The organism is Nitrosomonas oligotropha (genome assembly GCF_009833085.1).
In the GTDB taxonomy this organism is placed as follows: Bacteria; Pseudomonadota; Gammaproteobacteria; order Burkholderiales; family Nitrosomonadaceae; genus Nitrosomonas; species Nitrosomonas oligotropha.
This window is the reverse complement of the sequence record NZ_QRBZ01000012.1, coordinates 18105-43613: the sequence shown is the minus strand read 5'-3', so window position 1 is coordinate 43613 and position 25509 is coordinate 18105. Positions and strand designations below refer to the sequence as shown.

Below are 25509 nucleotides of genomic sequence, written 5' to 3'. Positions count from 1 at the left end.
TGATACTCTAATAGTTATTTGAATATAAGGTTACCGATTAAAATGACTTTATCTGTTAGCGACGTAAAACGCATTGCTGATCTTGCGTATATCGAAATTGACGACAATGAAGCCAAAGAAACTTTGACTCAGTTGTCCGGTATTTTCAATTTGATTGAATCCATGCAAGCAGTTGATACATCGACAGTGGAACCCATGTCTCATGCGCAAAGTGTCGTGCAGCGTTTGCGTGAAGATGAAGTTACTGAAACCGACCAACGCGAATTATATCAATCAATAGCACCGCAAGTCGAAGCGGGTCTCTATCTCGTTCCACAAGTTATTGAATAAACCAGGAACAGCAGTAGCGAATTGAAGCAAAGAAAGCATAGAATTTAGAAAACCGCCATTATACGCAACATTTTATTTTTCTCTCATCAGTAAATCCATGTTTAACGCCAGCCTTAAACAGCTCTCGATTCAGCTTGCCGGAAAGAAAATTTCCAGCACTGAACTGACCAGCGAATTCCTGCAACGCATCAAGCAGCTCAACCCGGAATACAACGCCTTTATCACCGTCAACGAAGACCTAAGTCTGGCGCAAGCGCGCGCAGCCGACCAAATGATCGCGGCCGGACAAGCCGGTCCGTTAACCGGTATCCCGATTGCGCAAAAAGACATTTTCTGCGCCAAAGGCTGGTTGACCACGTGCGGTTCAAAAATGCTGTCGAATTTCGTTTCACCGTACGACGCCGGTGTCATCGAGCGTTTCAATCAAGCTGGCGCAGTAAATATCGGCAAGACCAACATGGACGAATTCGCCATGGGGTCGAGTAATGAAACCTCCTATTACGGCCCGGTGAAAAACCCCTGGGATCAGGCCGCGGTACCCGGCGGCAGCTCAGGTGGCGCAGCCTGCGCGGTAGCCGCCAGATTGGCCCCGGCAGCGACCGGCACCGATACCGGCGGTTCGATCCGCCAGCCCGCCGCGCTGTGCGGTATTTCGGGAATCAAACCGACTTACGGACTGGTGTCGCGCTACGGCATGATCGCTTTCGCTTCCAGCCTGGATCAAGGCGGTCCGATGGCCAAATCGGCGGAAGACCTGGCGCTGTTGCTGAATGTCATGACTGGCTTCGATCCGCGCGACTCCACCAGTCTGCAACGCGATGTTGAAGATTATGCGCGCGATCTGCAAAAACCGTTAGCAGGCTTGCGTATCGGCCTGCCGAAGGAATATTTCGCCGCGGGCATGAGCAACGACGTTGCCAGCGCAATCGACAAAGCGCTGGATGAATACCGCAAACTGGGTGCGCAAACGGTCGAGATTTCCTTGCCGAATGCACCGCTGGCAATCCCGGTTTATTATGTGCTGGCCCCCGCCGAAGCATCGAGCAACTTATCCCGCTTTGACGGCGTGCGTTACGGTCATCGCGCCGAATCGTACAGCGATCTGGCCGACATGTACCGCAAATCGCGCGCGCAAGGTTTCGGCCCCGAAGTGAAACGGCGCATTCTGATCGGCACATACGTGTTATCGCACGGTTACTACGATGCCTACTACATCAAAGCGCAAAAGCTGCGCCGCCTGATCGCGCAGGATTTTGCCGAAGCCTACCAGCAATGCGACATCATCATGGGTCCGACGACGCCGACGGTCGCCTTCAATCTGGGCGAGAAAAGCGGCGATCCGATCCAGATGTACTTGTCGGATATCTACACCAGCGCGGCCAACCTGACCGGCATGCCGGCCATGTCGATTCCCGTTGGTTTTGGCGATAAAAACCGCCCCATCGGCTTGCACATCATTGGCAATTACTTTAAGGAAGCGCAAATGCTCAACGTTGCGCACCAATACCAATTGGCCACCGATTGGCATAGCCGGTCGCCCGTTTAAAATCAACCTTCATTTGTGAAATACCTATTTAGCTGGAAAATTTATTATGCAGTGGGAAATTGTCATCGGTCTTGAAGTACATGCGCAACTTTCAACGCACTCCAAAATCTTCTCAGGCGCTTCCACCGCCTATGGCGCGCCGCCCAACACGCAAGCCTGCGTGATCGACCTGGCGCTGCCCGGTGTGCTGCCGGTGCTGAACAAAGGCGCGGTGGAACGGGCGATCAAATTCGGCCTGTCGGTCGGCGCAAAAATCAATTCGCCGTCGATTTTCGCGCGCAAGAATTATTTTTACCCCGATTTACCGAAAGGCTACCAAATCAGCCAGTACGAATTGCCGGTGGTGCAAGGCGGTACGATTGCGATTCAAGTCGACGGCGCTGAGAAAATCGTCCGCCTGACGCGCGCGCATTTGGAAGAAGACGCCGGTAAGTCATTGCACGAAGATTTTCACGGCATGAGCGGCATCGATCTGAACCGCGCCGGCACGCCATTGCTGGAAATCGTCTCCGAGCCGGACATGCGCAGCAGCGCCGAAGCCGTGGCGTACGCCAAAACGTTGCACGCACTGGTGCGCTGGATCGGTATTTGCGACGGCAACATGCAGGAAGGCTCGTTCCGCTGTGATGCGAATGTCTCGGTGCGCCCACGCGGCACGGAAAAACTCGGCACGCGCTGCGAAATCAAGAATTTGAACTCGTTCCGCTTTCTGGAAAAAGCCATCGATTACGAAGCCCGGCGGCAAATCGAAATCCTCGAAGACGGTGGTTCGATCCGCCAGGAAACCCGGCTGTACGACGCCAACAAAGACGAAACGCGCACCATGCGCAGCAAGGAAGACGCCAACGATTACCGCTACTTCCCCGATCCGGATTTGTTGCCCGTGGAAATCTCCACCAGCTGGATCGAGCAGGTCAAATCGGCCCTGCCGGAATTGCCGCAAGCGCGGCGCGATCGTTATGTATCGGAATTCGCATTGTCCGCCTATGATGCCGCCGTGCTGACCGGCTCGCGCGAAATGGCGGATTACTTTGAAGCCGCCATCCGGGAATTGCCAACACAAGCCAAACTATGCGCCAACTGGATCATGGGTGAAATCAGCGCGCAACTGAACAAGGAAGGCATCGACATCACCGCCTGCCCGATCAACCCGGCGCAGCTCGCCGCGCTGCTGAAACGCATCGGCGACGGCACAATCTCCGGCAAAGCCGCCAAAACGGTGTTCGAGAGCCTATGGAACGGCGAACTGGACAAGAATGCCGACGCCATCATCGAAGCCAAGGGACTGAAACAAATTTCCGACGACAGCGCCATCGAAAAAATCGTCGATCAGGTACTCGCCGCCAATGCACAGCAAGTCGCCGATTACCGCGCCGGCAAGGAAAAAGCCTTCAACTCGCTGGTCGGCCAGATCATGAAAGCCACCCAAGGCAAAGCCAATCCCGCGCAAGTAAATGCCATGTTGAAGAAAAAGCTGGACGGCTAAAGCATAATCTAAAATCAAGCTTTTTCAGGCGCTACGAGAAGACATGCAGACCGGTATAATGGATAGCGGTTATAGTGCTATACTCGAGAGCCTGTTGTAAGGGTGGAAGAAATAACCGCTGCGTCAGTGGCATCAAACGCTGAATTAAATAACCGGCGCTTTTTCTTTTATTCCGCTTATTACATCTTCTAACGTTAAATATAATGCTGACATCCGTTGTAACCACGTCCATCAATCATGTTTTACGCAGTGAGCGGTGGGCATGCGAGCGATTGCAAACTTTTACCGGCAAAACGATCGGTATCCGGGTGCCGCCGTTGGTTAACTTCAGTGTGCTCATCGACGCAGCGGGAGAAATGCAACAAGCCAGCAATGCTATGTGCGCGGACGCGACGCTTACTTTTTCACCGTTAATTGTCTCCAAGCTGCTGACACGGGAAACAAGCGCATTCGATTCGATCGCCATTACCGGCGACCAATCGCTGGCGGATGAATTGATCGCGATTGGCAAGCAAATCGATCTTCGTATCATTTTTGAGCAGGATCTGAGCAAAACGATCGGTGATATTCCCGCCCATCGGGTTGCGCAAGCAAGCGAGCATCTCATAAGGTGGCCGGTTGAAAATGTTGACCGCTTGTCGCAGGCGCTGGCCGAATATTGGACCGAGGAAAGCGGTTTTCTGACAAAACCCGCGGCTATCGAGCACTTTGCGCAGGAAGTGCAAAACTTGCAGTCCGATACCGGACAATTGGAACAACGATTAAACCGGCTTACCCGGCAAAACATCTAACACATTGAAAAATCATCAGACATGAATAACAATCCATTGGCGCTGTTTTAACGGCCCCGCCAGGCTTCTCTCACCACCGATTTCTCATCAACCATGCGCCTATTCCGCCTCCTAAAAATTCAATACGTCGCGTTCCAATTCGGATTGGACGAATTTGTCCTGAGCCACAGCCAGTTAAGGTTCCTGCGCGTCATTGTCAAGACATTAACGTTCTGGCGGAATCTGGATAAACCACGCGGCGTAAGGTTGCGGCTGGCTTTGGCGACATTAGGCCCGATTTTTGTGAAATTCGGTCAGATGCTGTCGACCCGGCGCGATATATTGCCCCATGATATCGCCGACGAATTGGCCAAGCTTCAGGATCAGGTGCCGCCGTTTGCTTCCGACCTGGTATTTACCATTCTGGAAAAAGAATACGGCCAGAAGGTTGAAGAAGTTTTTTTCAAGTTTGATTCGACCCCCATCGCCAGCGCATCGGTCGCGCAAGTTCATCTGGCGGTGTTGCATGACGGCACCGAAGTCGCTGTCAAAATATTGCGCCCCAATCTCGCGGAAGTGATTGCCCACGACATTGCCTTGATGGACACCGGCGCCTGGCTGGCTGAAGCGCTGTGGGCCGACGGCAAACGCCTGAAATTGCGCCAGGTCGTTTCAGAGTTCGCCCGGCATCTGGACGACGAGCTGGATTTGATGCGCGAAGCCGCCAATTGCAGCCAGCTACGCCGCAATTTCCTGGATTCTCCGCTCTTGCTGGTGCCCGAAGTGTATTGGGACTACTGCCGCAACAGCGTCATGGTGATGGAGCGCGTCAAAGGCATTCCGATCAGCCATGTCGACGAATTAATCGCGCAAGGCACCGATATCCCGCAACTGGCGCGCGTCGGGGTGGAAATATTCTTCACCCAGGTATTCCGCGATGGTTATTTCCATGCCGATATGCACCCGGGAAACATCTTTGTCGGCAAGGATGGCCGCTACATCGCGGTCGACTTCGGCATTATGGGAACGCTCAGCGATGAAGATAAAAATTATCTGGCGCAAAACTTCCTGGCGTTTTTCCGCCGCGATTACGCGCGCGTTGCGCAAGCGCATGTCGAGGCCGGATGGGCGCCTAAGGATACCCGGGTGGACGATTTCGAGTCCGCCATCCGGGCTGTCTGTGAACCGATTTTCGACAAACCGCTGAAAGAAATTTCGTTCGGACGGGTTCTGCTGCAATTATTCCAGGCATCGCGGCAATTCAACGTCGAAATCCAGCCACAATTGGTATTGCTGCAAAAAACCCTGCTCAATATCGAAGGCCTGGGGCGCGACCTGGATCCCAATCTGGATCTATGGAAAACCGCCAAGCCTTTCCTGGAAAACTGGATGTCGGAACAAATCGGCTTGCGCGGATTCGCCAGCCGGGTACAAAAAGAAGCGCCCAACTGGGCTGTCATCCTGCCGGAATTTCCCCGCCTGGTCCATCAGATGCTGTCCGAGAACCGCAATCACGAACTGGAAAAAAGAATGACCGATCTGGTCATTGAAGAGAAACGGCAGAACCGTCTGCTGGCGCTCATCGCGATTCTGCTGGCCGGATTGCTGGCTTGGCAGATATTTCAGTAAAGTTTAAACACACCCGGAAATTCCAAACACCGGAGCCTGACCGTAAACTTAAGAACACACCCTTTCCCCCTGTATCGACACGCCCTTCCTGCTTTCTCCGCTTCACCGTCATCATTAAAAAAATCGCATGCTGCAATCCGGCTGTGAAAGTTTATTTTCCGGATGCAGGGTTTCCGGGTCATTACTGTGTTACAGTCCCTGCATCGCTATGGCAAATTCTATTGATAAAGCCGAGCTGAAAGCACTCTATCAGCATCGCTGGCAACCCAACCTAAAAATTCCTCTGTTTTACGGCATATGGATAGGGCTCGGTATCATCGCCTGGCACGCCCCGCATTGGTCCATCGTTTGGCTCTGCTATCTGGCGATGGGTTACATGCAGATGGGTATCGTGACTTTTATGCACGATTGCACACACAGCGTGCTGTTTAAGGCCAAGTGGAAGAATTGGGTATTCGGCGTTTTCACCATGATACCGCTGGTCATTTCATTCACCGCATTCAAAGAAGATCACCTTCTTCATCATCGTTTCAACCGTTCCACTAAAGATCCGGACGCCTTTACCATGGGTAAGCGAGGGATCGGCGATTACATTCTCTTTTATGCTTATGCCGTCATTGGCGTCCTGCTGACAGCCATCCAGTTCGTTATTATTTTCCCCATCCAAAAATTACGGGGCACAAAAGCACTCGCGCATTGGAGTGAAATAGCGCTGCATGCGGTGGTTACCGTGATGATTTTTGAATGGGCCAGCAGTCAGGGAATCGCAGCTGAGGTTTTCGCGCTTTGGTTCTGGCCGCTCATTTTCTTTGGATTTTTCAATAGCGTCCGTTTTGTGGCGGAACACTATGGAACCCCCTGGGACGCCGGTCAACTTGCCGGTACACGCACCATTATCAGCAATCCGATGAATTCATGGTTCTGGAACAATATTAACTATCACATCGGGCATCATGTATACCCTGCGGTGCCTTGGTACAATCTTCAGAAACTGCATGTGCTCATGCTGCCGGAAATTAACCGCCAGAATGCCATTGTCGATCAAAGCTACTGTGCGGTTTTCTTGGACGCGATGATCAATGGACCGGAAAGTCTCAAGCGGAATAGCGCGCGCAACGAAAAACGGAACGCCGCAACAGCACCCCCTGATTCACCCTCTGCTGCCAATGGCACATCACTGAATAATGAATCGGCTTAATTATTCCCGGTCCGTGTGACCAGGAATAACAGCAATGCTGGCTGGTTTGACCCCTGCTTCATCAATATAAACAGTACGATCCGCCATTGAATTTATACATTCAGCACGGGTATAAACTTTGATACAGTGTCGGTTTTCTCACCGGGAAACGTAATGGCACTGCTCGAAATCAGGAATGTGACCAAGCGGTTTGGCAATTTCACCGCCGTCGATAACATCAGGATCGCCATCGAAGCCGGTGAATTCTTTACGCTGCTGGGCCCATCCGGTTGCGGCAAAACGACATTGTTACGCATGATCGCGGGATTCGACGCACCCGATAGCGGGCAAATTTTGCTGGACGGAGAAGACATCGCCGGTTTACCGCCGGAGCAACGCCCGTTTCATACGGTTTTCCAAAGCTACGCCCTATTCCCGCACATGACGGTCGCCGGCAATATCGGATTCCCGCTGAAAATGGCGGGCAAAACACCGGCGGAAATTAAAACCCGGGTTACCGAGACCTTGGCGGAAGTGGAGCTGACGCCATTCGCCGATCGCTACCCGCATGAATTATCCGGTGGACAAAAACAACGCGTGGCCTTTGCTAGGGGACTCATCAATCAGCCGCGCTTATTATTGCTGGATGAGCCATTAGGCGCTCTGGACGAAAAGTTGCGCGAGAATATGCAACGCGAGCTGATCAATTTGCAGGCCAGCGCCGGTGTCACGTTCATTTATGTCACGCACGCCCAGAACGAAGCCTTGGCGCTATCGCACCGCATCGCCGTGATGAACCGAGGCAGAATAGTACAGATCGACGAACCGTCGCGTATCTACAATTTCCCGGTGAACCGTTTCGTCGCCGATTTCATCGGCAAAATCAATCTGCTGAGCGCCCGGGTAATCGAAGTTTCCGCCTCGCATTTAAAACTAACAGTGACGGGGCTGGGTGAAGTCATTGTGCCGGTCAACGGCGATGTCAAAGCGGGCGATCAGGGCGTTTTCGCCGTGCGGCCGGAACAAGTCCGTATCGTTGCGCAATCCCCGGCGACAGCGACTGAAACGCAACTACTCGGGAAAATAAAGGATTTCCTGTACATCGGCGATGTCACCACGTATATCATCGAACTGACCAACGGCACGTTAATCGAAGCATTGCTTCCCAATTCCGTGCCGGGTCATGCCAAGCTTTTTGACATTGGCGATTCCGTAGTTATCAGCTGGCAAGAACAATCCGCGCAATTTTTGCCTGATTAACCCAATCCCGGGTTTATTCGTTGCAAGCACAAGAAACAAGATTCTGCGCAGGCCGGATTGCATCCGCCGCGATATTATTCGCTCTTACTGTTTGCGATCGCGATCAGGCTCAATGAATCCGGTAAAAAATAATCGAAACCACACAGTCTGAAATCTTCCTCAGTCCAATGCGATCGATGATTCTCCAAGGGATTTGCCTGGACTTCTTGTTCAATGAATTCCTTCGGTGTGCTGACAAGGACAGAACCCTTGCATACCCGCTGACATTCTCTTAGAAAAATAGCGCCCTGCTCTTTTTCAAAATGCTCCAGAATATCGATCGCAAGCACTAAGTCGTAAATTTTATCTCCCAGCCCCGCCAGCAATTCCAGTGCTTCACCGATGTACAGATTAGTATATGAATACTCGTGCACCGGAGTGATATAGCCTGCAAAACCTTCAATCCCGTCGATTCTAACCTTCCATTGATCTCTGCTGCGTTGGCGTGCATTTGCACCGTCAATTTCAAAAAGATTTACATTTTCCAAATTTGTGCGCAGCAAAAATCCATACTGGCCCATTCCAATGCCAATATCGAGAATTGATTCCGGATTCTGCTGCTCAGCGAAACCAACGATTGTGCTGAGCTGATTACTATAGCTAAATGGCATTTTCTTGTCCTTTGCTGGGATTCACATCAATTGATTGATCAGTTTTCACGGGGTCTAAGTATAGGGGAAAAATAAATGCGTTTTATACCAAAAAATGTACCGGCCGCGGCGCTGCGCTGCGCAGCAAATCGATGCCTGAATTAATTAAAAATCTCTTGCATGACCCTCGTGTAAAATAACCACACGGAAACTTCAAGCATCATTCCACTGGATTAATCGCCAAACTAAAAATATGCAAACATCCAGCCGCCTCGTCAAATGGCTCATCAGCGCACCGCCACTCGCTTTCTTGCTGATATTCTTCGCCGCGCCGAGCTTGATCATGATCTTTACTTCCTTCCGCCTGCCGGGCGAATTTGGCGGGCTGGCGCCGGTTCATGTTCTGCCGGGAGATACAACCGTAGATTCCGGTTTGACGATTGAAACGTATCAATTCTTCTTCAGCGATTTCATCTACTTCGAGATATTTCTCAAATCGTTCACGGTGGCTGCCCTCACCACGGTCATTTGCATCGCTATGGCTTATCCGCTGGCGTTGCTGATCGCCCGCAGCGAGAAGAAATTCCGTAATCTGATGATCATGCTGGTGGTGCTGCCGTTTGCCAGTAATTTTCTGATCCGCATTTATGCCTGGATGATCATTCTCGGCCCCGAATCGGTGCTCAGTCACATGATCAACAACGTGCTGGCGGTTTTCGGCATCGCACCGGTGACACTGCTCTTTTCCCCGTTCGCGGTGCTGATCGGGATGATTTATGTCCACCTACCGTTCATGATCCTGCCGCTGTACACCAATCTGGAAAAACACGATCCGATTCTGCTCGATGCCGCGCAGGATTTAGGTGCGAACGGCTGGCAGCGCTTCTGGTATGTCACCTGGCCGCAGTCACTGCCCGGCATATTTTCCGGTTCGGCGCTGGTTTTTATTCCGGTTCTCGGCATGTTCGCCATTCCCGATATTCTGGGCGGAACCGGCGACATCATGATCGGCAATCTGATCAAGGATCAATTTCTCGGCACGCGCGATTGGCCGTTCGGTTCGACACTTTCCATCATGCTGACACTGGCGGTGCTGGGAATCGCCGGATTATTTTCCTGGCTTGCCAAACCGCTCACCAGGATTACATAAAGCCATGCCCAGCTTCCGTGCAAAACAACCGGCAGCGCTGTGGGTCGTCGCGATTCTGGTGTATGCCTTTTTGTACATTCCGCTGATCATTGTGATTGTGTTTTCCTTCAACGACTCGAAACTCAATGCCGAGTGGGTAGGCTTTACGCTGCATTGGTATAACGCGTTATTGCACAATCATGAAATGCTGCTGGCCGCGCGTAATTCGCTGATCATCGCCGTCAGCGCCAGTTTTCTTGCCACCGTGCTGGGCACCATGGCCGGTCTGGCGATTCACCGTTACAAACTGAAAGTATTGCCGGTTCTGGCATTCACGCCGGTGGCCATGCCGGAAATCCTGCTGGGCGTTTCATTGCTGCTGTTTTTTCTGCAAGTGCTCAACCTGACGCTGGGCATGCTTTCGATCATCATTGCCCATACCACTTTCAGCATTGGATTTGTCGCGATTATCGTGCGTGCGCGGTTACAGGGAATGGACGAGTCCATTTTTGAAGCGGCACGCGATCTCGGTGCAACACCGTGGCAGACTTTCCGGCAAATCACCCTGCCGCTGATCAGACCGGCCATCATCGCCGGGGCTTTAATGTCGTTCACGCTGTCGATCGACGATTTCGTCATCACCTTCTTCACCAAAGGCATCGGCGAGCCGATTCTGCCGATTCAAATCTACACGATGATCAAAGTCGCGGTCACACCGGAAGTAAACGCCGTTTCGACTTTATTGATGTTGCTGACGTTAACGCTGATTATCATCGCCACGCGATTCGATAACAGCATGCTGGGTAAATCCTAGTCGTCATGCTTGATCCGTTGCCGCGTTGGGTTGGCTTGAGTGTGGCGTTATTCTGCGTCCTAGCGACCGGATGCGCGCCGCAATCCAACGATGCCGCTCGCAATGAAGCGGCTACGCGCGTCCTGCAATTATTCAACTGGAATAATTACATCGCGCCGGAAACGGTTGAGCGCTTTGAAACCATGTGCGATTGCCACGTCGAGCAGGATTATTTTTCCGATAACGAGGAAATGCTCGCAAAACTGGCCGCTGGCGCAACCGGCTATGATTTGATCGTACCGACCGGCAATGCCATGGATACTTTGATACGCCAAGGCGTTCTGATTCCGTTGGATAACACATTGCTGCCGAATTTGAAAAACATTCATCCCGCGTATCTGAAAACGCGTTTCGACCCGGACAATCGCTATTCTGTCCCGTATGCTTACACGCTGACATTACTGGGATTCAATGCCAATAAAATGCGCGAACTGGGGTTGCCGGTGGATACCTGGGCAGTTATCTTCGAACCGGAATACCTGAAGAAAATCAAAGGGCGCGTGACCGTGCTGGATAGTCCGCGCGAGTTGATGGCGGCTGCGTTGTTATACCTGGGTTATGCCGCGGATGATCAAGATGAAGCGCATTGGAATCAGGCCAAGGAACTGATCATCCGCGCCAAGCCTTATTGGGCTGCGTTCAGTAATACCAGTTACATCCGCGAAATTGCCATCGGCGATTTGTGGGTGGTGCACGGTTATTCCAACGATTTATTTCAAGCAGCGCTGGATGCGCAGAAAACCGGGCGTCACTTCACCATCGATTACGCCATTCCCAAGCAAGGCGCGGTCATGTCGCTGGACAGCATGGTGCTGCATAAGAGCGGAAAGCACCCGGATCTGGCGCATCAGTTTATCAATTTTATGCTCGACGGGAGAAACTCGGCGGAGCTGACCAATCTGATCGGATCGGGCAATCCAAACGTGGCGGCGAAACCATTTATTCGACCCGAATTAGTGCGCAATAACGTGATCTTTCCGGATGAGGAAACGTTGCCGCGGCTGGAGATGATCACGGATTTGAATCATAAACAACGCCGGGTGCTCAGCCGCATGTGGACGGAAATAAAATTGCGTTAAACTTACGCTATTTCAAATTCTTTTTTTGGACCACTCATGAGTTATTACCAATATCACGTTTTTTTCTGCACCAACCAGCGCGAAGGCGGCGCGAAATGTTGCAATAATTTCTGTGCGCAGGAACTGCGCGATTATGCCAAGCAACGCATTAAATCGCTGAAGCTGAGCAGCCAGAAAAAAGTCCGCATCAACAACGCCGGTTGTCTGGATCGTTGCGACGAAGGGCCGGTGATTGTCATTTACCCGGAAGAGACTTGGTATACCTACATCGATAAAGACGACATCGATGAAATCATCGACGAACACCTGATCAAAGGTAATATCGTCGAGCGGCTGAAAATCTGATCCACCTTGCTGACACACATTGAGGCCGATGACTTGGCGCCGGTTACGCAAAAATTTTTTATCGATGGCCCCGCGGGTAAACTCGAAACCGTTCTGGGCGAACCCCAATCCATCCCCAAGGGCCTTGCCGTCATCGCGCATCCGCACCCGCTGCACGGCGGAGCCATGGACAACAAAGTGGTGCATACTTTATTCACGACCTTGCTGGAACTTGGATTCCTCACCGCTAAATTCAACTTCCGGGGAGTCGGTCTGAGCGAAGGTCAGTTCGATCATGGCAACGGTGAGATCGACGATGTAGTGGCGGTCACACAGACAATCCGTGATCAATTCAGTCATCAGGTAGCGGATATTCCGCTGCTGCTGGCGGGATTTTCATTCGGCGGAGCGATTCAACTGCACGTTGCCGAGCGGCTGGCTCCGGAGTTTCTGATTCTGGTCGCACCCTCGGTGGTGAATCTGCAAGCACCGCCAGTGCCTGAAACAACGCAATGCGCTTTGATCGTGCAAGGGGACAAGGACGATATCGTATTACCTGAAACGGTGCTGACATGGGCGGAACCTGCGTCGCAGCCCATTGTGTTCATACCGGGCGCCGAGCATTTCTTTCATGGCAAGCTGGTGATACTGAAACAACTGATACGCAACTACTTCTCTCACCGGCTGTAGCACCGGGAACGGACTTTTTATTCCACCAGCTTATGCTGTATCGCGTACCGCACCAGCTGCGCATTGTTCTTCATGTTCATTTTTTCCAGAATGCGCGAGCGGTAGGTGCTGACCGTTTTGACACTGAGCGACAGTTTATTGGCGATCGATGTCAACGATTCTCCGGCAACGATCAGTTTAAACACATGAAATTCACGGTCCGAGAAGGTCGTATGGGTTAATTTATCCGATTCCATCACCGGATTAAACAGCAGCTTTTCCGCCAGTTCAGGATTGACGTATTTACCGCCTTTGGCCAAACGGCGAATCACCGTAATCAGCTGATCGGTCGGACTGTCTTTGGTTAGATACCCAGAGGCTCCGGAACGGATCGCGCGGATTGCATATTCCTCTTCCGGATACATACTGAGCACCAAAACACATGACGACGCGTTGGTCGTTAAAATTCTTTTCAGGATATCCAGACCGTTGATATCGGGCAGGTTAATATCCAGCAGCGCAATGTCCCAGTCGAATTCCCGTGTTTTCTTTAGAATATCCTTACCGTCTATGGCTTCCGCAACGACATCGATATCGTCCGTTTCATTAAATATTCTTTTGAGCCCATCACGAAATAGCGCATGATCGTCCGCGATCAGAACTTTAATCATGGATTAATTCCCCGACATTGGTTACCGCAATGGTCAGCGGTATTTTGAGTGTTACGACACTGCCCCTAAGGGGAGTGCCATCTATTTCCAGCGTACCGCCAAACTGTTGTGTTCTCTCTTTCATGCCTATAATTCCAAATGACTCGGGATTCAATAGTTGGGATTCCGTAATGCCAACACCATTATCTCTAATGGTAATCACAATATCCGTATCGTCTTCAATGAGTTCGATATCCACTCTCGTGGCGCGCGAATGCCGGGTGATATTGATAAATATTTCCTGAATAATTCTAAAAATACTGGTTTCAAAGTTCTTGTTATTACAAGATATGGCCGATATGACGGATTCCAAGTAGCATTTTATATTAGTACGCTGTTCGAATTCACGCACCAGCCACTCGATGGCGCCGTACAGCCCGAGATTATCCAGTACATTAGGCCGCAAATTGACTGACACCCGGCGTGCAGTCTCAATGGCTTCGCCGGTTAAGGCATACAACGACTTGACCCGCTCATGCATGGGATCGACCGTGATTTTTTTTGACAGCCAATCCAGATCCATTTTCAGAACGGTCAACGTGCCGCCCAGGACATCGTGTATTTCCCGGCCGATCCGGGTTCTTTCCTCTTCCCGGACATCCTGCAGATGCGTTGTTAAATGCCGCAGATTCTCGATCATCCGTTTACGTTCCGTAATGTCTTCAATCATGCACAGATAACAGATTTCCTGGCCATCCATGGATTCAAACGGCACCAAGGACATTTCGATCCAGATAATGGACATATCCGGCCGCAACACTCTTTTGACTATTTTGCTATCGTGAGATTGATGATGAATGAACAGCTCAATCTCCTTCCGGTAAGACAGCACATCGTCCGGGTGGATAATGTCCGATTGATTGAGGTGGAGAAGATCGTCTACGCTGCGGCCTGCAATGCAGGCATACATTGGATTGACATCATAGTATTTTCCAGTCTGCAAGTTGATTAGGGCAACTCCCAGCGGCGCTTTCTCAAACACGGTCTGGAACCGCTTTTGCGCTTTTCTGCTCCCCTCTTCCAAGCGCTTCCGTTCGATCGAATAGCGGATGACACGGGCCAGAACCCCTTCGGTCAGACTGCCTTTCACCAGATAATCCTGCGCACCGGCTTTGATCGCTTTGATCGCCAGTTTTTCATCGTTTCTAAATGACAGAACCGCAATGGGAATACTCGCGGCGCTTTCACGCAGCTGATTGATTGTCGTAATCCCATCGCTATCCGGTAATGTCAGATCGGACAAAATTAAATCAAACGGCTGCTTGCGGATTAATTCGAGCGCGGAACTCAGGCGTTCGGTATGTACCACGGTAATCTGATCGCCCATCGCGAGCTGCAAATCACTTTGCACCAGGATGGCATCCGTTTCATTATCTTCAATCAGCAAAATATGAATTTTAGATGAAGTCATGATCAATCAAGGCTCTGATAAAACTGAAGAAGTAAACCAGAAGTCCTTGATCGATTTCGCAGTTTTTATACAGTCGTCAAAATCCACCGATTTTCTGATATAACTATTTGCATGATGGTTGTACGCCGCTTTGATATCTTCTTTTGTCACGGAAGAGGTATAAACGATGACAGGAATTCTCTTGAAATCGGGGTCTGATTTCAGTTCGGTTAACACTTCCAATCCGCTCTTTCTCGGCATATTCAAATCCAGCAGGATGATGTCCGGACGCGGCGCATGTAGAAATTCGCCTTGCCGCCTTAGAAACTCCAGCGCATAAACGCCATCTTCAGCGACATACACCTCACAATTTCCTTCACAGAACGCAAACGCTTCTTTGATCAATAACACATCGGTCGGGTTATCATCGATCATCAGGATCATTCTGCGATCAATATTTCTTTTCTGTTGCATCTTTAATAATCAACTTTCGGAATTGTGAAATAGAACGAAGAACCGATACCGGGCGCTGACTTGACCCAGATTTTCCCGCCGTGATGTTCCACCACCTTCTTGCAGATGGCCAAACCGATTCCGGTGCCGGCATATTCCCGGCGGCTGTGCAAACGTTGGAATACCCGGAAAATACGGTCCAGATACTGCTCTTCAATGCCAATGCCGTTATCGGTGACCGAGAAAATCCATTCACTTTGATTTTCTTCAACCCCGACATGGATTTGAGGCAATTGGTCTCTGCGAAACTTGAGCGCATTGTTGATCAAGTTGGTAAACAACTGAATCAACTGGAAGCGGATACCTTTGATCACGGGCAGTTTATCGTGCGTCACTACCGCATTGCATTCGCCCACAATGACGGATAAGTCAGTCAACACATTCTCCAACAGCAGCTCGCAATCGATTTCCGCGAGCGTTTGGCATGCATTGACCTGGGCATAGGTCAGCAAGTCATCAATGAGGATTTGCATCCGGTTGGTACCGGCCACCGCATGTGTAATTAATTCCCTGGCGCGTTCATCCAGCTGCTGATCGCAATACTTTTTTAGTAGCTGAACAAAGCTGTTAATGGCGCGGAGCGGCTCTTGCAGATCGTGCGTGACGACGTACGCGAATTGTTCCAGCTCATCATTAGAGCGGGCTAATTCCGCTACCTGCTCTTCCATTTTATGTTCCAGCTGCTTGTAATTCGTTACTTCAGTTCGTATCCCCACGTATTGATAGGGTAATCCATCACCATCAAGAAATGGCACTATCGTCGTGTCGACCCAATAATACGTGCCGTCTTTGGCGCGATTCTTGATTTCTCCGCGCCAGACCTGACCTTGGGTGATAGTAACCCATAAGTCCTCCATGAATTCTTTAGAATGATAACCGGAATTGACAATGCGATGATCTTGACCGATTAATTCACTGGCTGAGTATTGGGAAACCAGGCAAAACTTTTCATTAACGTAGCGTATTTTTCCGGATTGATCGGTTATCGCAACGATGGAATGCGCATTAAATGCGCTTTCGATCATCCGGACATCATGCAGTAATGCATTTTGGGCGTCAGCAAGCTTTTTTTGCTCCAGCCATAATCCGAGATCGCTGGCGATATTTTTTAAAAATAACGTGTCTTCATTTTCCGGCCAGCTGGTAACGCTTATATCCTTGGAAAGTACGCCTACTTGACCGGCCACTTCGCCATGTACCAGCAGCGGAACAGAAAATTTATGCATCAACAAAGATTCGGGTTCGCCTGCTGCATAATAATTGCCATCAATTTCTATGAAAGGAAAAATCAGATCATACGACTGCCACGCGAGCCGCATGTGTTCAATCAACTGCTGACACAACTCTTCAACAGAACGTGTCCTCAGCAAGGCGCGCGAAATTTCATATAAACACGCCAGTTTAGTCAGTCTCTCCTGAGTTCTGATCCCGGCGATTGCGGAATAATCGCTTCCATCATGCGATATACATGAAAGCAGTTGCATTCCGTGCGCCGGCATTGTTGCAGTTGATTTTACTCCGGAATGAATTCCTTGATTATCTGGCGCATCCCAGAGCACATCTGGAGAAAATTTTTCTATCCAACCGGACTCTTTGCGTGCATTCATTCGCCATCAATCCATATGCATATATTCAGATCACCGATCATCGCTATCATTGCAATTATTAGCTGCCCATTTCCGGTTGGATACTTACTAATATTGATAGCCGTTAATAGTATCTGCCTGGAGCGTTAAAAACTATAGGAATATTCTGATTGTATTTTCTGATCACTGAGTTAATTCTCTACATCATACCTAATAAAGATGATCTAAATATTAACGTCTTAGCATTGCGAGAATCGATCAAATCAAAATTCCGTTCATCAAAATTTCTTTTATCAGCAATTTCGATAACATTTTCTCAATGACATATTAACCTAAAAAATTACCAAGCTATCGTCCAGAAATAAGGTAATTTATCAACTTATTTATAAGCAACGTAAGAAATTCCGCTGATAAAACATATGCTAAGTATTCCTCTATTTCTGCTTCACAAAAGCTTTTCAGATCAATAAGATAATTCCTACAAAATATACGGAATATTTTCCTTAGAAAAAAGAAATCACCGACAGAATCTATTTTTTTATATACCGTAAGTCCAGTCTCATACGAACAAACCTCAAGGATAAATCATGAGACTGAATCTTCCGGTGACAAACACCGAGTATCCCATCGACGATGATACGTTAATCGTATCGACAACGGATACTAAAGGCAGGATTACCTATATCAATTCCACATTTGTCGAGGTCAGCGGTTTTTCAGAAGAAGAACTGATCGGTAAAGCACACAATATCGTGCGTCATCCGGACGTGCCTCCCGAAGCATTTGAAGATTTATGGGCCACATTAAAACAGGGTTTGCCTTGGACCGGCTTGGTTAAAAACCGCCGTAAAAATGGCGACTTCTACTGGATCAACGCCAATGCAACCCCTTTAATTGAAAACGGTCAGATCACCGGTTATTTATCGGTCCGCACCAAAGCATCACCGGCGGCAATTGAACAAGCAGCGCCAGCTTATCAGCAAATTCTCGAAGGCAAAGCAAAAAACCTGAAAATCGAGAAAGGGCAAATTGTGCGGACCGATTTCATCGGAAAACTGCAAGCTTTTGTCAAAATGACCACCAGAAAACGCATTGCACTGGCCATGACAATACCCGCTCTATTTTTATTGACGGCCGGCGGCATCGGCTGGTGGGGGTTGTCGCAAACTCAGGCGCACGCATCCCTCGGTAGCATGATCGCCGCAATAACAGCAGCCGGAATCGCATTGATAGCTTATCTGGCCTACGGCATGGTCAAGAATACCCTGACACCGCTACAGCAAGCGATTGATATCGCCAATAAACTGGCCGGTGGCGATTTGACGCATAAATTCTCGGTGAACCGCAGCGATGAATTTGGCGAATTACTGAAAGCATTGAGTCAGATGGGGGTTAATCTGCGCGCAACGGTGCTGGATGTACAGAAAAATGCTGCCTCGGTACGCTTGGCAACCGGAGAAATTGCTTCGGGTAACCTGGACCTCTCGCAGCGCACCGAAGAGCAAGCTTCTTCGCTGGAAGAAACCGCATCCAGTATGGAGGAACTCACCGCGACCGTGCGTCAAAATACGGATAACTCAATCAATGCCAATCAAATCGCGATGACCGCCAGCAATATCACCACCAAAGGCGGTGAAATGATGCAAGAAGTGGTCGCGACCATGTCATCCATCAGTGAAAGCTCAAGCAAAATTGCGGACATTATCAGTGTCATTGATGGCATAGCGTTTCAAACCAACATCCTGGCACTCAATGCCGCCGTTGAGGCTGCACGGGCCGGAGAACAAGGCCGTGGATTCGCCGTGGTGGCCACCGAAGTGCGCAATCTGGCGCAGCGAAGCGCAACAGCGGCGAAAGAAATTAAAACCTTGATCGATGACTCGGTAAAAAAGGTCGATCAAGGCGCTGCACTTGTCAACAAAACCGGGCAAACCATGAATGAAATTGTCATGTCCATCAAAAACCTAACCGAAATCATGTCGGACATCACTTCCGCTTCCAAAGAACAAAACACCGGTATCGAGCAAGTCACGCAAGCGGTATCGCAAATGGATGAAGTCACGCAGCAAAATGCAGCTTTGGTCGAACAAGCCGCCGCAGCAGCCGCATCTTTGGAACAGCAAGCGTACGAATTGGTTGGCGCAATTTCCATTTTCCACCTGTCGCAAAGCAGCAGCAAAAGACCGGCAACCGTGACTCAATTGGCTGGCAAGAACAACGCGGAACAGGATGGATCGGCTGGCCATGCTACAGCGCATAGCACCAGATCAAAATCTTCAAGAAATAAAATCGCTGTCGGCGATCACAATAACCAATGGAGTGAATTCTAGTAGAAGTCGCGCCCCTTCTTTAGTTTTGCTCCGGCCTCACAACAATGGTCAGCCTGAACAGCTGGCCATTGTTGTTTTAGAATCCGCGCAAGTTAGGGTATATTCACTGAAATTAAACAGCGATCAATAACCCGAATGCCGCAGCGTAAAATAATACCCATGCACGGAAACACAATTCCCTTGTATACAAAGCATTACACAGCACCATCCTGGCTGCCCGGTGGCAACCTGCAAACACTCTACCCCTATTTCAATAAACCGGCGCAACGGTTCACTTACCGGCGCGAGCGCTGGGAACTGGATGACGGGGATTTTATCGATGTCGACTGGAGCGATGGCTCGGACGAATCGCCTCTGGTGGTGTTTTTTCATGGTCTGGAAGGCGGTTCATCAAGCCACTATATTCTGAGCATGATCAACAGCCTGAAGCGCCATCACTGGCGTTGCGCCGTGATTCATTTCCGCGGTTGTTCCGGAGAACCTAACCGCTTATCGCGCGCTTATCACGCCGGTGATTCCACCGAAATCGACTGGATGCTGCGGCGGATCACGGCTCAGGCGCAAACAGCCGGTACAGCGCAACCGGTGTATGTGATGGGCGTTTCGCTGGGCGGCAATGCGCTATTAAAATGGCTGGGCGAACAAGGAGAACGCGCCAAAGAACTTGTAGCTGGGGTTGCAACCGTATCCGTACCGCTCGATCTGGCGGCAGCGGGTTCGGCGCTGGACAAGGGCTTCAATCAAGTCTACACGCGCCATTTCCTGGATACACTCAAAGACAAAGCCTTTGATAAATTGCAGCAGTTTCCCGGTTTGTTCGATGCCAATGCACTGAAAAAATGCGCGTCGATTTATGATTTTGACAATATCGTCACAGCACCCTTGCACGGTTTCCGCGATACCGATGATTACTGGCAGCAATCCAGCAGCAAGCAATGGCTGCCGCATGTACAGGTGCCCACGCTGGTGATCAATGCGCGTAACGACCCATTCATGCCTGCATCGGTACTGCCCGCGCAGACTGAAGTATCGCCCATGGTTACATTGGAATTTCCGGAAGAAGGCGGTCATGCCGGATTCATGCAAGGCCCGTTCCCGGGAAAACTAAGCTGGCTACCGCAAAAGATTCTCAGTTTCTTCCATCACCAGTGCCAGCAGGCCGACTCAGAAAAAGCGCGCGACAAAAGCGTTCTGCACATTTCCGGCTAACGGTATCTTGACGCGGTGGCCGCTGCCGGGCGCAATCTGCACCGGCCGTCCGGCACCGTCCAGCATATGCGATAACTCGACAACCTGGTTGCCTTCGGGATGAATAATCTCCAATCGGTCGCCCACTTGAAAGCGGTTTTTCACCAATATTTCCGCCATACCGTTGGTTTCATCGAAACCGGTGATATCGCCGACGTACTGGCTGCGGTTGGATTCCGAATGCCCGCGCAGATAATTTTGCGTTTCCTGCGTGCTATGGCGCTGATAAAAACCGCTGGTGTAGCCGCGATTGGCCAGACCTTCCAGCTCGCCTAACAAGGCCAGATCAAACGGTTTGTCTGCCACGGCGTCATCGATCGCCTTACGGTAAACCTGCGCCGTACGCGCCACATAGTATAGCGATTTGGTACGCCCTTCGATTTTCAGTGAATCGACACCGATCTTGACCAGCCGCTCGACGTGCTCGACCGCGCGCAAATCCTTGGAATTCATGATGTACGTGCCGTGCTCGTCTTCCATGATCGGCATGAGCTGGCCAGGACGCTCTTTTTCTTCGATCAAATACACCTGATCGGCGGCCGGATGCCGTGGAATCGAACCGCACCCGCCAGACAGCGCCGATTGTTCGGATTGCTGCATCGCCTGACCGAAATCAAAATCGATTTTGCCGATCTCCTGGATGTCGCCACTCGGATTCTCTTCGGCGGATTTGACTTTATAATCCCAGCGGCACGAATTGGTGCAGGTGCCCTGGTTCGGATCGCGGTGATTGAAATAGCCCGACAGCAGACAGCGTCCGGAATACGCAATACACAGCGCGCCATGCACGAAAACTTCCAGCTCCATGTCGGGGCAATAATCGCGGATCTGCGCCACTTCATCGAGCGACAATTCACGCGACAAAATCACCCGCGTCAGACCGATTTTCTGCCAGAATTTAACGCCCATGTAATTCACGGTATTGGCCTGCACCGACAGGTGAATCGGCACGTCCGGCCATTTTTCGCGCACCATCATGATCAATCCCGGATCGGCCATGATCAGCGCGTCCGGTTTCATGTCAATAATCGGCGCCATATCGTCCAGATAGGTCTTAATCTTGGCGTTATGCGGCATGGCATTGCTGGCCACCAGGAATTTCTTCCCTAAAGCGTGCGCTTCGGTAATGCCCGTTTTAATTTGCTCCAAGGCAAATTCATTGTTACGCGCACGCAGTGAATAGCGCGGCTGCCCGGCGTACACCGCGTCAGCGCCAAACGCATAGGCAATGCGCATTTTGTCCAAAGAACCGGCTGGAAGTAAAAGTTCAGGTGATTTCAACATAAGGTAGAATAACGCTCGATTGTATAAATGACAGAGTTTCCGCGAACTCGAATTGTACCACCATGCCCGCTCACCCTGCTTTCATTCACTTACGGCTGCACAGCGAATACTCTATTCTGGATAGCACCATCCGCATTCCCGATGTCATTGCCAAGGCGGTAGCGGATCAAATGCCGGCGCTGGCGCTAACCGATCTCGCCAATGTGTTCGGGCTGGTGAAATTTTACCAAAGCGCCTATAAAAACGGCATCAAACCGATACTCGGCTGCGATGTCTGGATCACCAACGAATCCGACCGCAACAAACCGATCCGGTTGTTATTGCTGTGCCAGTCGCGCGATGGTTACTTGTTGTTGTCGCGCCTGCTGTCACGCGCCTACCGGGAAAATCAATATCATGGCCGGGCCGAGATCAGTGAATCGTGGCTGCATCCCGATAAAGGCGGCACGCATGGACTCATCGCGTTATCGGGCGCCCGCTTTGGCGATATCGGCCTGGCCATTTTGCAGAATAATCCGCAACAAGCTGAAATTCAGGCCCGCAAATGGGCCGGTTTGTTTCCCGGGCGTTTTTATCTTGAAATCCAACGCGACGGCCACCCGAATGAAGCCATGCTGGTGCAGCAATCGCTGGCACTGGCGCGCCAATTGAATTTACCCGTTGTAGCCACGCAAGCGGTGCAGTTTCTCAATGCGGATGAATACCGCGCACACGAAGCCCGCGTCTGTATCGCCGAAGGTTACACCTTGGATGACAAGCGCCGCCCGAAAAATTTCACCGGACAGCAATATTTCAAAACCCAGGCCGAGATCACGCAACTGTTCGCCGATATCCCCAGCGCACTGGTGAATACCATCGAGATTGCCAAGCGCTGCAATCTGGTGCTGGAGCTAGGCGTCAACCGCCTGCCGTTGTTCCCCACGCCCAACAACGAAAGTCTTGATGCGTATTTACGCGACCAGGCCGAAATCGGGCTGGAAAAACGCATGGCCGATCTGTTCCCGGATGCCCAAGTACGTGCTGACAAACTGCCGAAATATCAGGCGCGCCTCGATTTCGAGGTAAAAACCATCATCCAGATGGGATTCCCCGGTTATTTTCTGATCGTCGCCGATTTTATCAACTGGGCCAAGCATAACAACGTGCCGGTCGGTCCCGGGCGCGGTTCCGGCGCAGGCTCCCTGGTAGCGTATTCATTGGGCATCACCGATCTCGACCCGCTGCGCTACGACTTGCTGTTTGAACGTTTTCTCAACCCCGAGCGCATTTCGATGCCGGACTTCGATATCGACTTCTGCCAGGACCGGCGCGAATTAGTGATCGAATACGTCAAGCAGCGTTACGGCACCGGCAAAGTCTCGCAAATCGCCACCTTCGGCACGATGGCGGCCAAGGCGGTGATTCGCGACATCGGCCGGGTGATGGATCTGCCGTACAACTTTGTCGACCAGCTCGCCAAATTGATACCGTTCGAGATCGGCATGACGCTCAAGAAAGCGCGCCAGCTCGAACCGCAACTCAATCAGCGCGCCGCCGAAGAGGAAGACGTGCGCAATCTGCTGGAACTGGCGGAAAGTCTCGAGGGCATTACGCGCAACATTGGCATGCACGCCGGTGGTGTACTGATCGCGTCGAGCGAAATCACCGATTTCTGTCCGATTTATTGCACAGAATCCGCCGACTCGGTGGTCAGCCAGCTGGACAAGGACGATGTCGAAAAAATCGGTCTAGTGAAATTCGACTTTCTCGGACTGCGCACGCTAACCATCCTGGATCGTGCTGTCGGCTACATCCGGCAGTCGCATCAGAACAGCGGATCGCTCCCTGTTCAACCCTTTTCACTGGAAACCCTGCCGCTCGACGATGAAGCGACATATGCACTGATGCGCAAAGGCAACGCGGTCGGCATCTTCCAGTTTGAATCGCGCGGCATGATCGATTTGCTGCAAAAAGCCAGACCGGATCGCTTTGAGGATATCATCGCGCTGGTCGCGCTGTACCGCCCCGGCCCGATGGATCTGATTCCGGAATTTATCGACCGCAAGCATGGCCGGAAAACGATCGAGTATCTCGATCCGCGCCTGGAAACGATCCTCGGGCCGACGTACGGCATCATGATTTATCAGGAACAGGTCATGCAGATCGCGCAGGTGATCGGCGGCTACAGCCTGGGCAGCGCGGATTTGCTGCGCCGTGCGATGGGTAAGAAAAAAGTCGAGGAAATGGCGCAGCAGCGCGATATTTTCGTCTCCGGCGCAGTCAACAACAACTTGAGCCAAGAAAAAGCCACCGAACTGTTCGGTTTGATGGAAAAATTCGCCGGTTACGGCTTCAACAAATCGCACGCCGCCGCGTACGCCCTGATCGCTTTCCAAACCGCCTACCTTAAAGCACACTACCCGGCCGAATTCATGGCGGCGTGTTTGTCCGCTGATATGGATGACACCGATAAAGTGCAGATCTTCGTCGAGGACAGCATCGCCAACGGTTTAACGATTCTCCCGCCCGACATCAACCTGTCCGACTACCGTTTTGTTCCCGTGGACGGCAAAACCATCCGCTTTGGTCTCGGCGCGGTCAAAGGCACCGGAGAATCCGCAGTCAACTCGATCGTCGCGGTGCGTGGACAAACCGGCCCATTCAGCGATTTATTCGATTTCTGCAACCGCGTCGACCGGCGCATCGCCAACCGCCGCGTGATGGAATCGCTGATCCGCGTCGGCGCGTTTGATAGCATCGACACCAACCGCGCCAGCCTGATCGCTTCCGTCGGCGTGGCGATCGAATCCGCCGAGCAGATGAGCCGGGCTGCCAGTCAGACCAATTTGTTCGGCGAAACCGGCGACTCCTCGCATCTGCAAACGCAACCGATTCAAACCGAAGCTTGGTCCGAGCGGGAAAAGCTGCACCAGGAAAAAATCGCCCTGGGCTACTACTTCAGCGGCCATCCGTTCGATACCTACGCCGCGGAATTGAAACGCTTCATCCGCACCCGGCTGGACCGGCTCAATCCAAGCCGCGAACCGCAGCTGATCGCCGGTATCATCCACTCGGTGCGGGTGCAAATGACGCGCCGCGGCCGGATGTGCGTCATCAACCTGGACGATGGCAAAGCACGTGTCGAGCTGGTTGTTTTCAGCGAATTGTTCGACGCCAATCGCGCCTGGCTCAAAGAAGATCAACTACTGATCGCCGAAGCCAAAATCAGCAACCGCAACTACAACGGCGAAGAAGGCGACGAACTCCGGATCACCGCCGAACAACTCTACTACCTCGCCGGCATCCGCTCGCGTTTCGCCAGACAGCTCAGAATCCGCTGCGACTCCGTCACTCTCGGTCAAATTTCAACCCTCAAAACATTGCTGACGCCGTTCTCCCCGCAAGCGCAAAAAAACTATGCGAATTACTGCCCGGTTACAGTCGTCTATCGCAATGACTTGGCGAGCGGGGAACTGGAATTAGGGAACGATTGGCGGGTGTATTTGCACAACGATTTGCTGGAATCGTTGAAAGCGCATTTTGCGGATGGGAATGTTGAGGTTGGATATTGAAAAAATTTGACGAAAT

Annotated in this window: 21 protein-coding genes; 15 read left to right on the top strand and 6 right to left on the bottom strand. The window is 51.2% G+C overall.

The features are described 5' to 3' along the window. Positions 1-42 precede the first annotated feature (42 nt). The 7 genes from gatC (at position 43) to ABD07_RS04755 (ending at position 8198) form a co-directional block, all read left to right on the top strand. Entirely contained in the window at positions 43-330 is a 288-nt protein-coding gene (gene gatC / locus ABD07_RS04785) for an Asp-tRNA(Asn)/Glu-tRNA(Gln) amidotransferase subunit GatC (protein WP_090317486.1), read from the top strand. Between the two features lie 97 nt (positions 331-427). After that, complete coding sequence (gene gatA / locus ABD07_RS04780) at positions 428-1876, top strand: Asp-tRNA(Asn)/Glu-tRNA(Gln) amidotransferase subunit GatA (RefSeq protein ID WP_160817353.1); 1449 nt, start codon at positions 428-430, stop codon at positions 1874-1876. Between the two features lie 46 nt (positions 1877-1922). Then, complete coding sequence (gene gatB / locus ABD07_RS04775) at positions 1923-3362, top strand: Asp-tRNA(Asn)/Glu-tRNA(Gln) amidotransferase subunit GatB (protein WP_160817352.1); 1440 nt, start codon at positions 1923-1925, stop codon at positions 3360-3362. A 203-nt stretch (positions 3363-3565) separates the two neighbouring features. Beyond that, a complete protein-coding gene (locus ABD07_RS04770) occupies positions 3566-4153 on the top strand; it encodes a ubiquinone biosynthesis accessory factor UbiJ (RefSeq protein ID WP_160817351.1) in 588 nt (195 codons plus the stop codon). Between the two features lie 93 nt (positions 4154-4246). After that, positions 4247-5761 carry a ubiquinone biosynthesis regulatory protein kinase UbiB gene (gene ubiB, locus ABD07_RS04765; RefSeq protein ID WP_160817350.1) on the top strand — a complete coding sequence of 505 codons (1515 nt, stop codon included), beginning with the start codon at positions 4247-4249 and terminating at the stop codon, positions 5759-5761. Positions 5762-5969: 208 nt separating this feature from the next. After that, positions 5970-6959, top strand: coding sequence for a fatty acid desaturase family protein (locus tag ABD07_RS04760; protein ID WP_160817349.1), 990 nt, complete (start codon positions 5970-5972; stop codon positions 6957-6959). Between the two features lie 153 nt (positions 6960-7112). Further along, entirely contained in the window at positions 7113-8198 is a 1086-nt protein-coding gene (locus ABD07_RS04755) for an ABC transporter ATP-binding protein (RefSeq protein ID WP_160817348.1), read from the top strand. A 74-nt stretch (positions 8199-8272) separates the two neighbouring features. Here ABD07_RS04755 and ABD07_RS04750 read toward each other — a convergent pair whose 3' ends face one another. Continuing rightward, the gene (locus ABD07_RS04750) at positions 8273-8848 is read right to left on the bottom strand and encodes a class I SAM-dependent methyltransferase (RefSeq protein ID WP_160817347.1); all 576 of its coding nucleotides are present in this window, start codon (positions 8846-8848) and stop codon (positions 8273-8275) included. Positions 8849-9080: 232 nt separating this feature from the next. Here ABD07_RS04750 and ABD07_RS04745 point away from each other — a divergent pair, with 232 nt between their 5' ends. From ABD07_RS04745 to ABD07_RS04725, 5 genes are read left to right on the top strand one after another with little or no spacing between them, the layout of a single operon-like run. Further along, positions 9081-9977: an ABC transporter permease gene (locus ABD07_RS04745; protein WP_160817346.1), complete on the top strand. Its 897-nt coding sequence runs from the start codon at positions 9081-9083 to the stop codon at positions 9975-9977. Between the two features lie 4 nt (positions 9978-9981). Further along, positions 9982-10770, top strand: a complete 789-nt coding sequence (locus ABD07_RS04740) for an ABC transporter permease (RefSeq protein WP_160817345.1) — start codon at positions 9982-9984, stop codon at positions 10768-10770. Between the two features lie 5 nt (positions 10771-10775). After that, the gene (locus ABD07_RS04735) at positions 10776-11888 is read left to right on the top strand and encodes an ABC transporter substrate-binding protein (RefSeq protein ID WP_160817344.1); all 1113 of its coding nucleotides are present in this window, start codon (positions 10776-10778) and stop codon (positions 11886-11888) included. Between the two features lie 36 nt (positions 11889-11924). Continuing rightward, positions 11925-12233, top strand: coding sequence for a (2Fe-2S) ferredoxin domain-containing protein (locus ABD07_RS04730; RefSeq protein ID WP_160817343.1), 309 nt, complete (start codon positions 11925-11927; stop codon positions 12231-12233). A gap of 6 nt (positions 12234-12239) precedes the next feature. Beyond that, entirely contained in the window at positions 12240-12902 is a 663-nt protein-coding gene (locus ABD07_RS04725) for an alpha/beta hydrolase (RefSeq protein ID WP_240142412.1), read from the top strand. Positions 12903-12919: 17 nt separating this feature from the next. Here ABD07_RS04725 and ABD07_RS04720 read toward each other — a convergent pair whose 3' ends face one another. Genes ABD07_RS04720 through ABD07_RS04705 form a run of 4 tightly spaced genes read right to left on the bottom strand, consistent with a single transcriptional unit; the run spans position 12920 to position 16978 of the window. Then, positions 12920-13552: a response regulator gene (locus ABD07_RS04720; protein WP_108697265.1), complete on the bottom strand. Its 633-nt coding sequence runs from the start codon at positions 13550-13552 to the stop codon at positions 12920-12922. Then, the gene (locus ABD07_RS04715) at positions 13545-15002 is read right to left on the bottom strand and encodes a hybrid sensor histidine kinase/response regulator (protein ID WP_160817342.1); all 1458 of its coding nucleotides are present in this window, start codon (positions 15000-15002) and stop codon (positions 13545-13547) included. The genes ABD07_RS04720 and ABD07_RS04715 overlap by 8 nt, the downstream gene beginning before the upstream one ends. 6 nt (positions 15003-15008) lie before the next feature. After that, positions 15009-15416, bottom strand: a complete 408-nt coding sequence (locus ABD07_RS04710; protein WP_240142411.1) for a response regulator — start codon at positions 15414-15416, stop codon at positions 15009-15011. A 41-nt stretch (positions 15417-15457) separates the two neighbouring features. Then, positions 15458-16978: a sensor histidine kinase gene (locus ABD07_RS04705; RefSeq protein ID WP_240142410.1), complete on the bottom strand. Its 1521-nt coding sequence runs from the start codon at positions 16976-16978 to the stop codon at positions 15458-15460. A gap of 689 nt (positions 16979-17667) precedes the next feature. On the opposite strand from ABD07_RS04705, the gene ABD07_RS04700 reads away from it, so the two are divergent. Both ABD07_RS04700 and ABD07_RS04695 read left to right on the top strand, forming a co-directional pair. Further along, complete coding sequence (locus ABD07_RS04700; RefSeq protein ID WP_108697261.1) at positions 17668-19410, top strand: methyl-accepting chemotaxis protein; 1743 nt, start codon at positions 17668-17670, stop codon at positions 19408-19410. 159 nt (positions 19411-19569) lie between these two features. Beyond that, entirely contained in the window at positions 19570-20619 is a 1050-nt protein-coding gene (locus ABD07_RS04695; protein ID WP_160817339.1) for a hydrolase, read from the top strand. On the opposite strand, the gene trhP is transcribed toward ABD07_RS04695, so the two are convergent. Further along, positions 20575-21942: a prephenate-dependent tRNA uridine(34) hydroxylase TrhP gene (gene trhP, locus ABD07_RS04690; protein WP_108697260.1), complete on the bottom strand. Its 1368-nt coding sequence runs from the start codon at positions 21940-21942 to the stop codon at positions 20575-20577. The genes ABD07_RS04695 and trhP overlap by 45 nt on opposite strands. Positions 21943-22004: 62 nt before the next feature. On the opposite strand from trhP, the gene dnaE reads away from it, so the two are divergent. Continuing rightward, positions 22005-25493, top strand: coding sequence for a DNA polymerase III subunit alpha (gene dnaE, locus ABD07_RS04685; RefSeq protein WP_160817338.1), 3489 nt, complete (start codon positions 22005-22007; stop codon positions 25491-25493). The last annotated feature ends 16 nt before the right edge of the window (positions 25494-25509 follow it).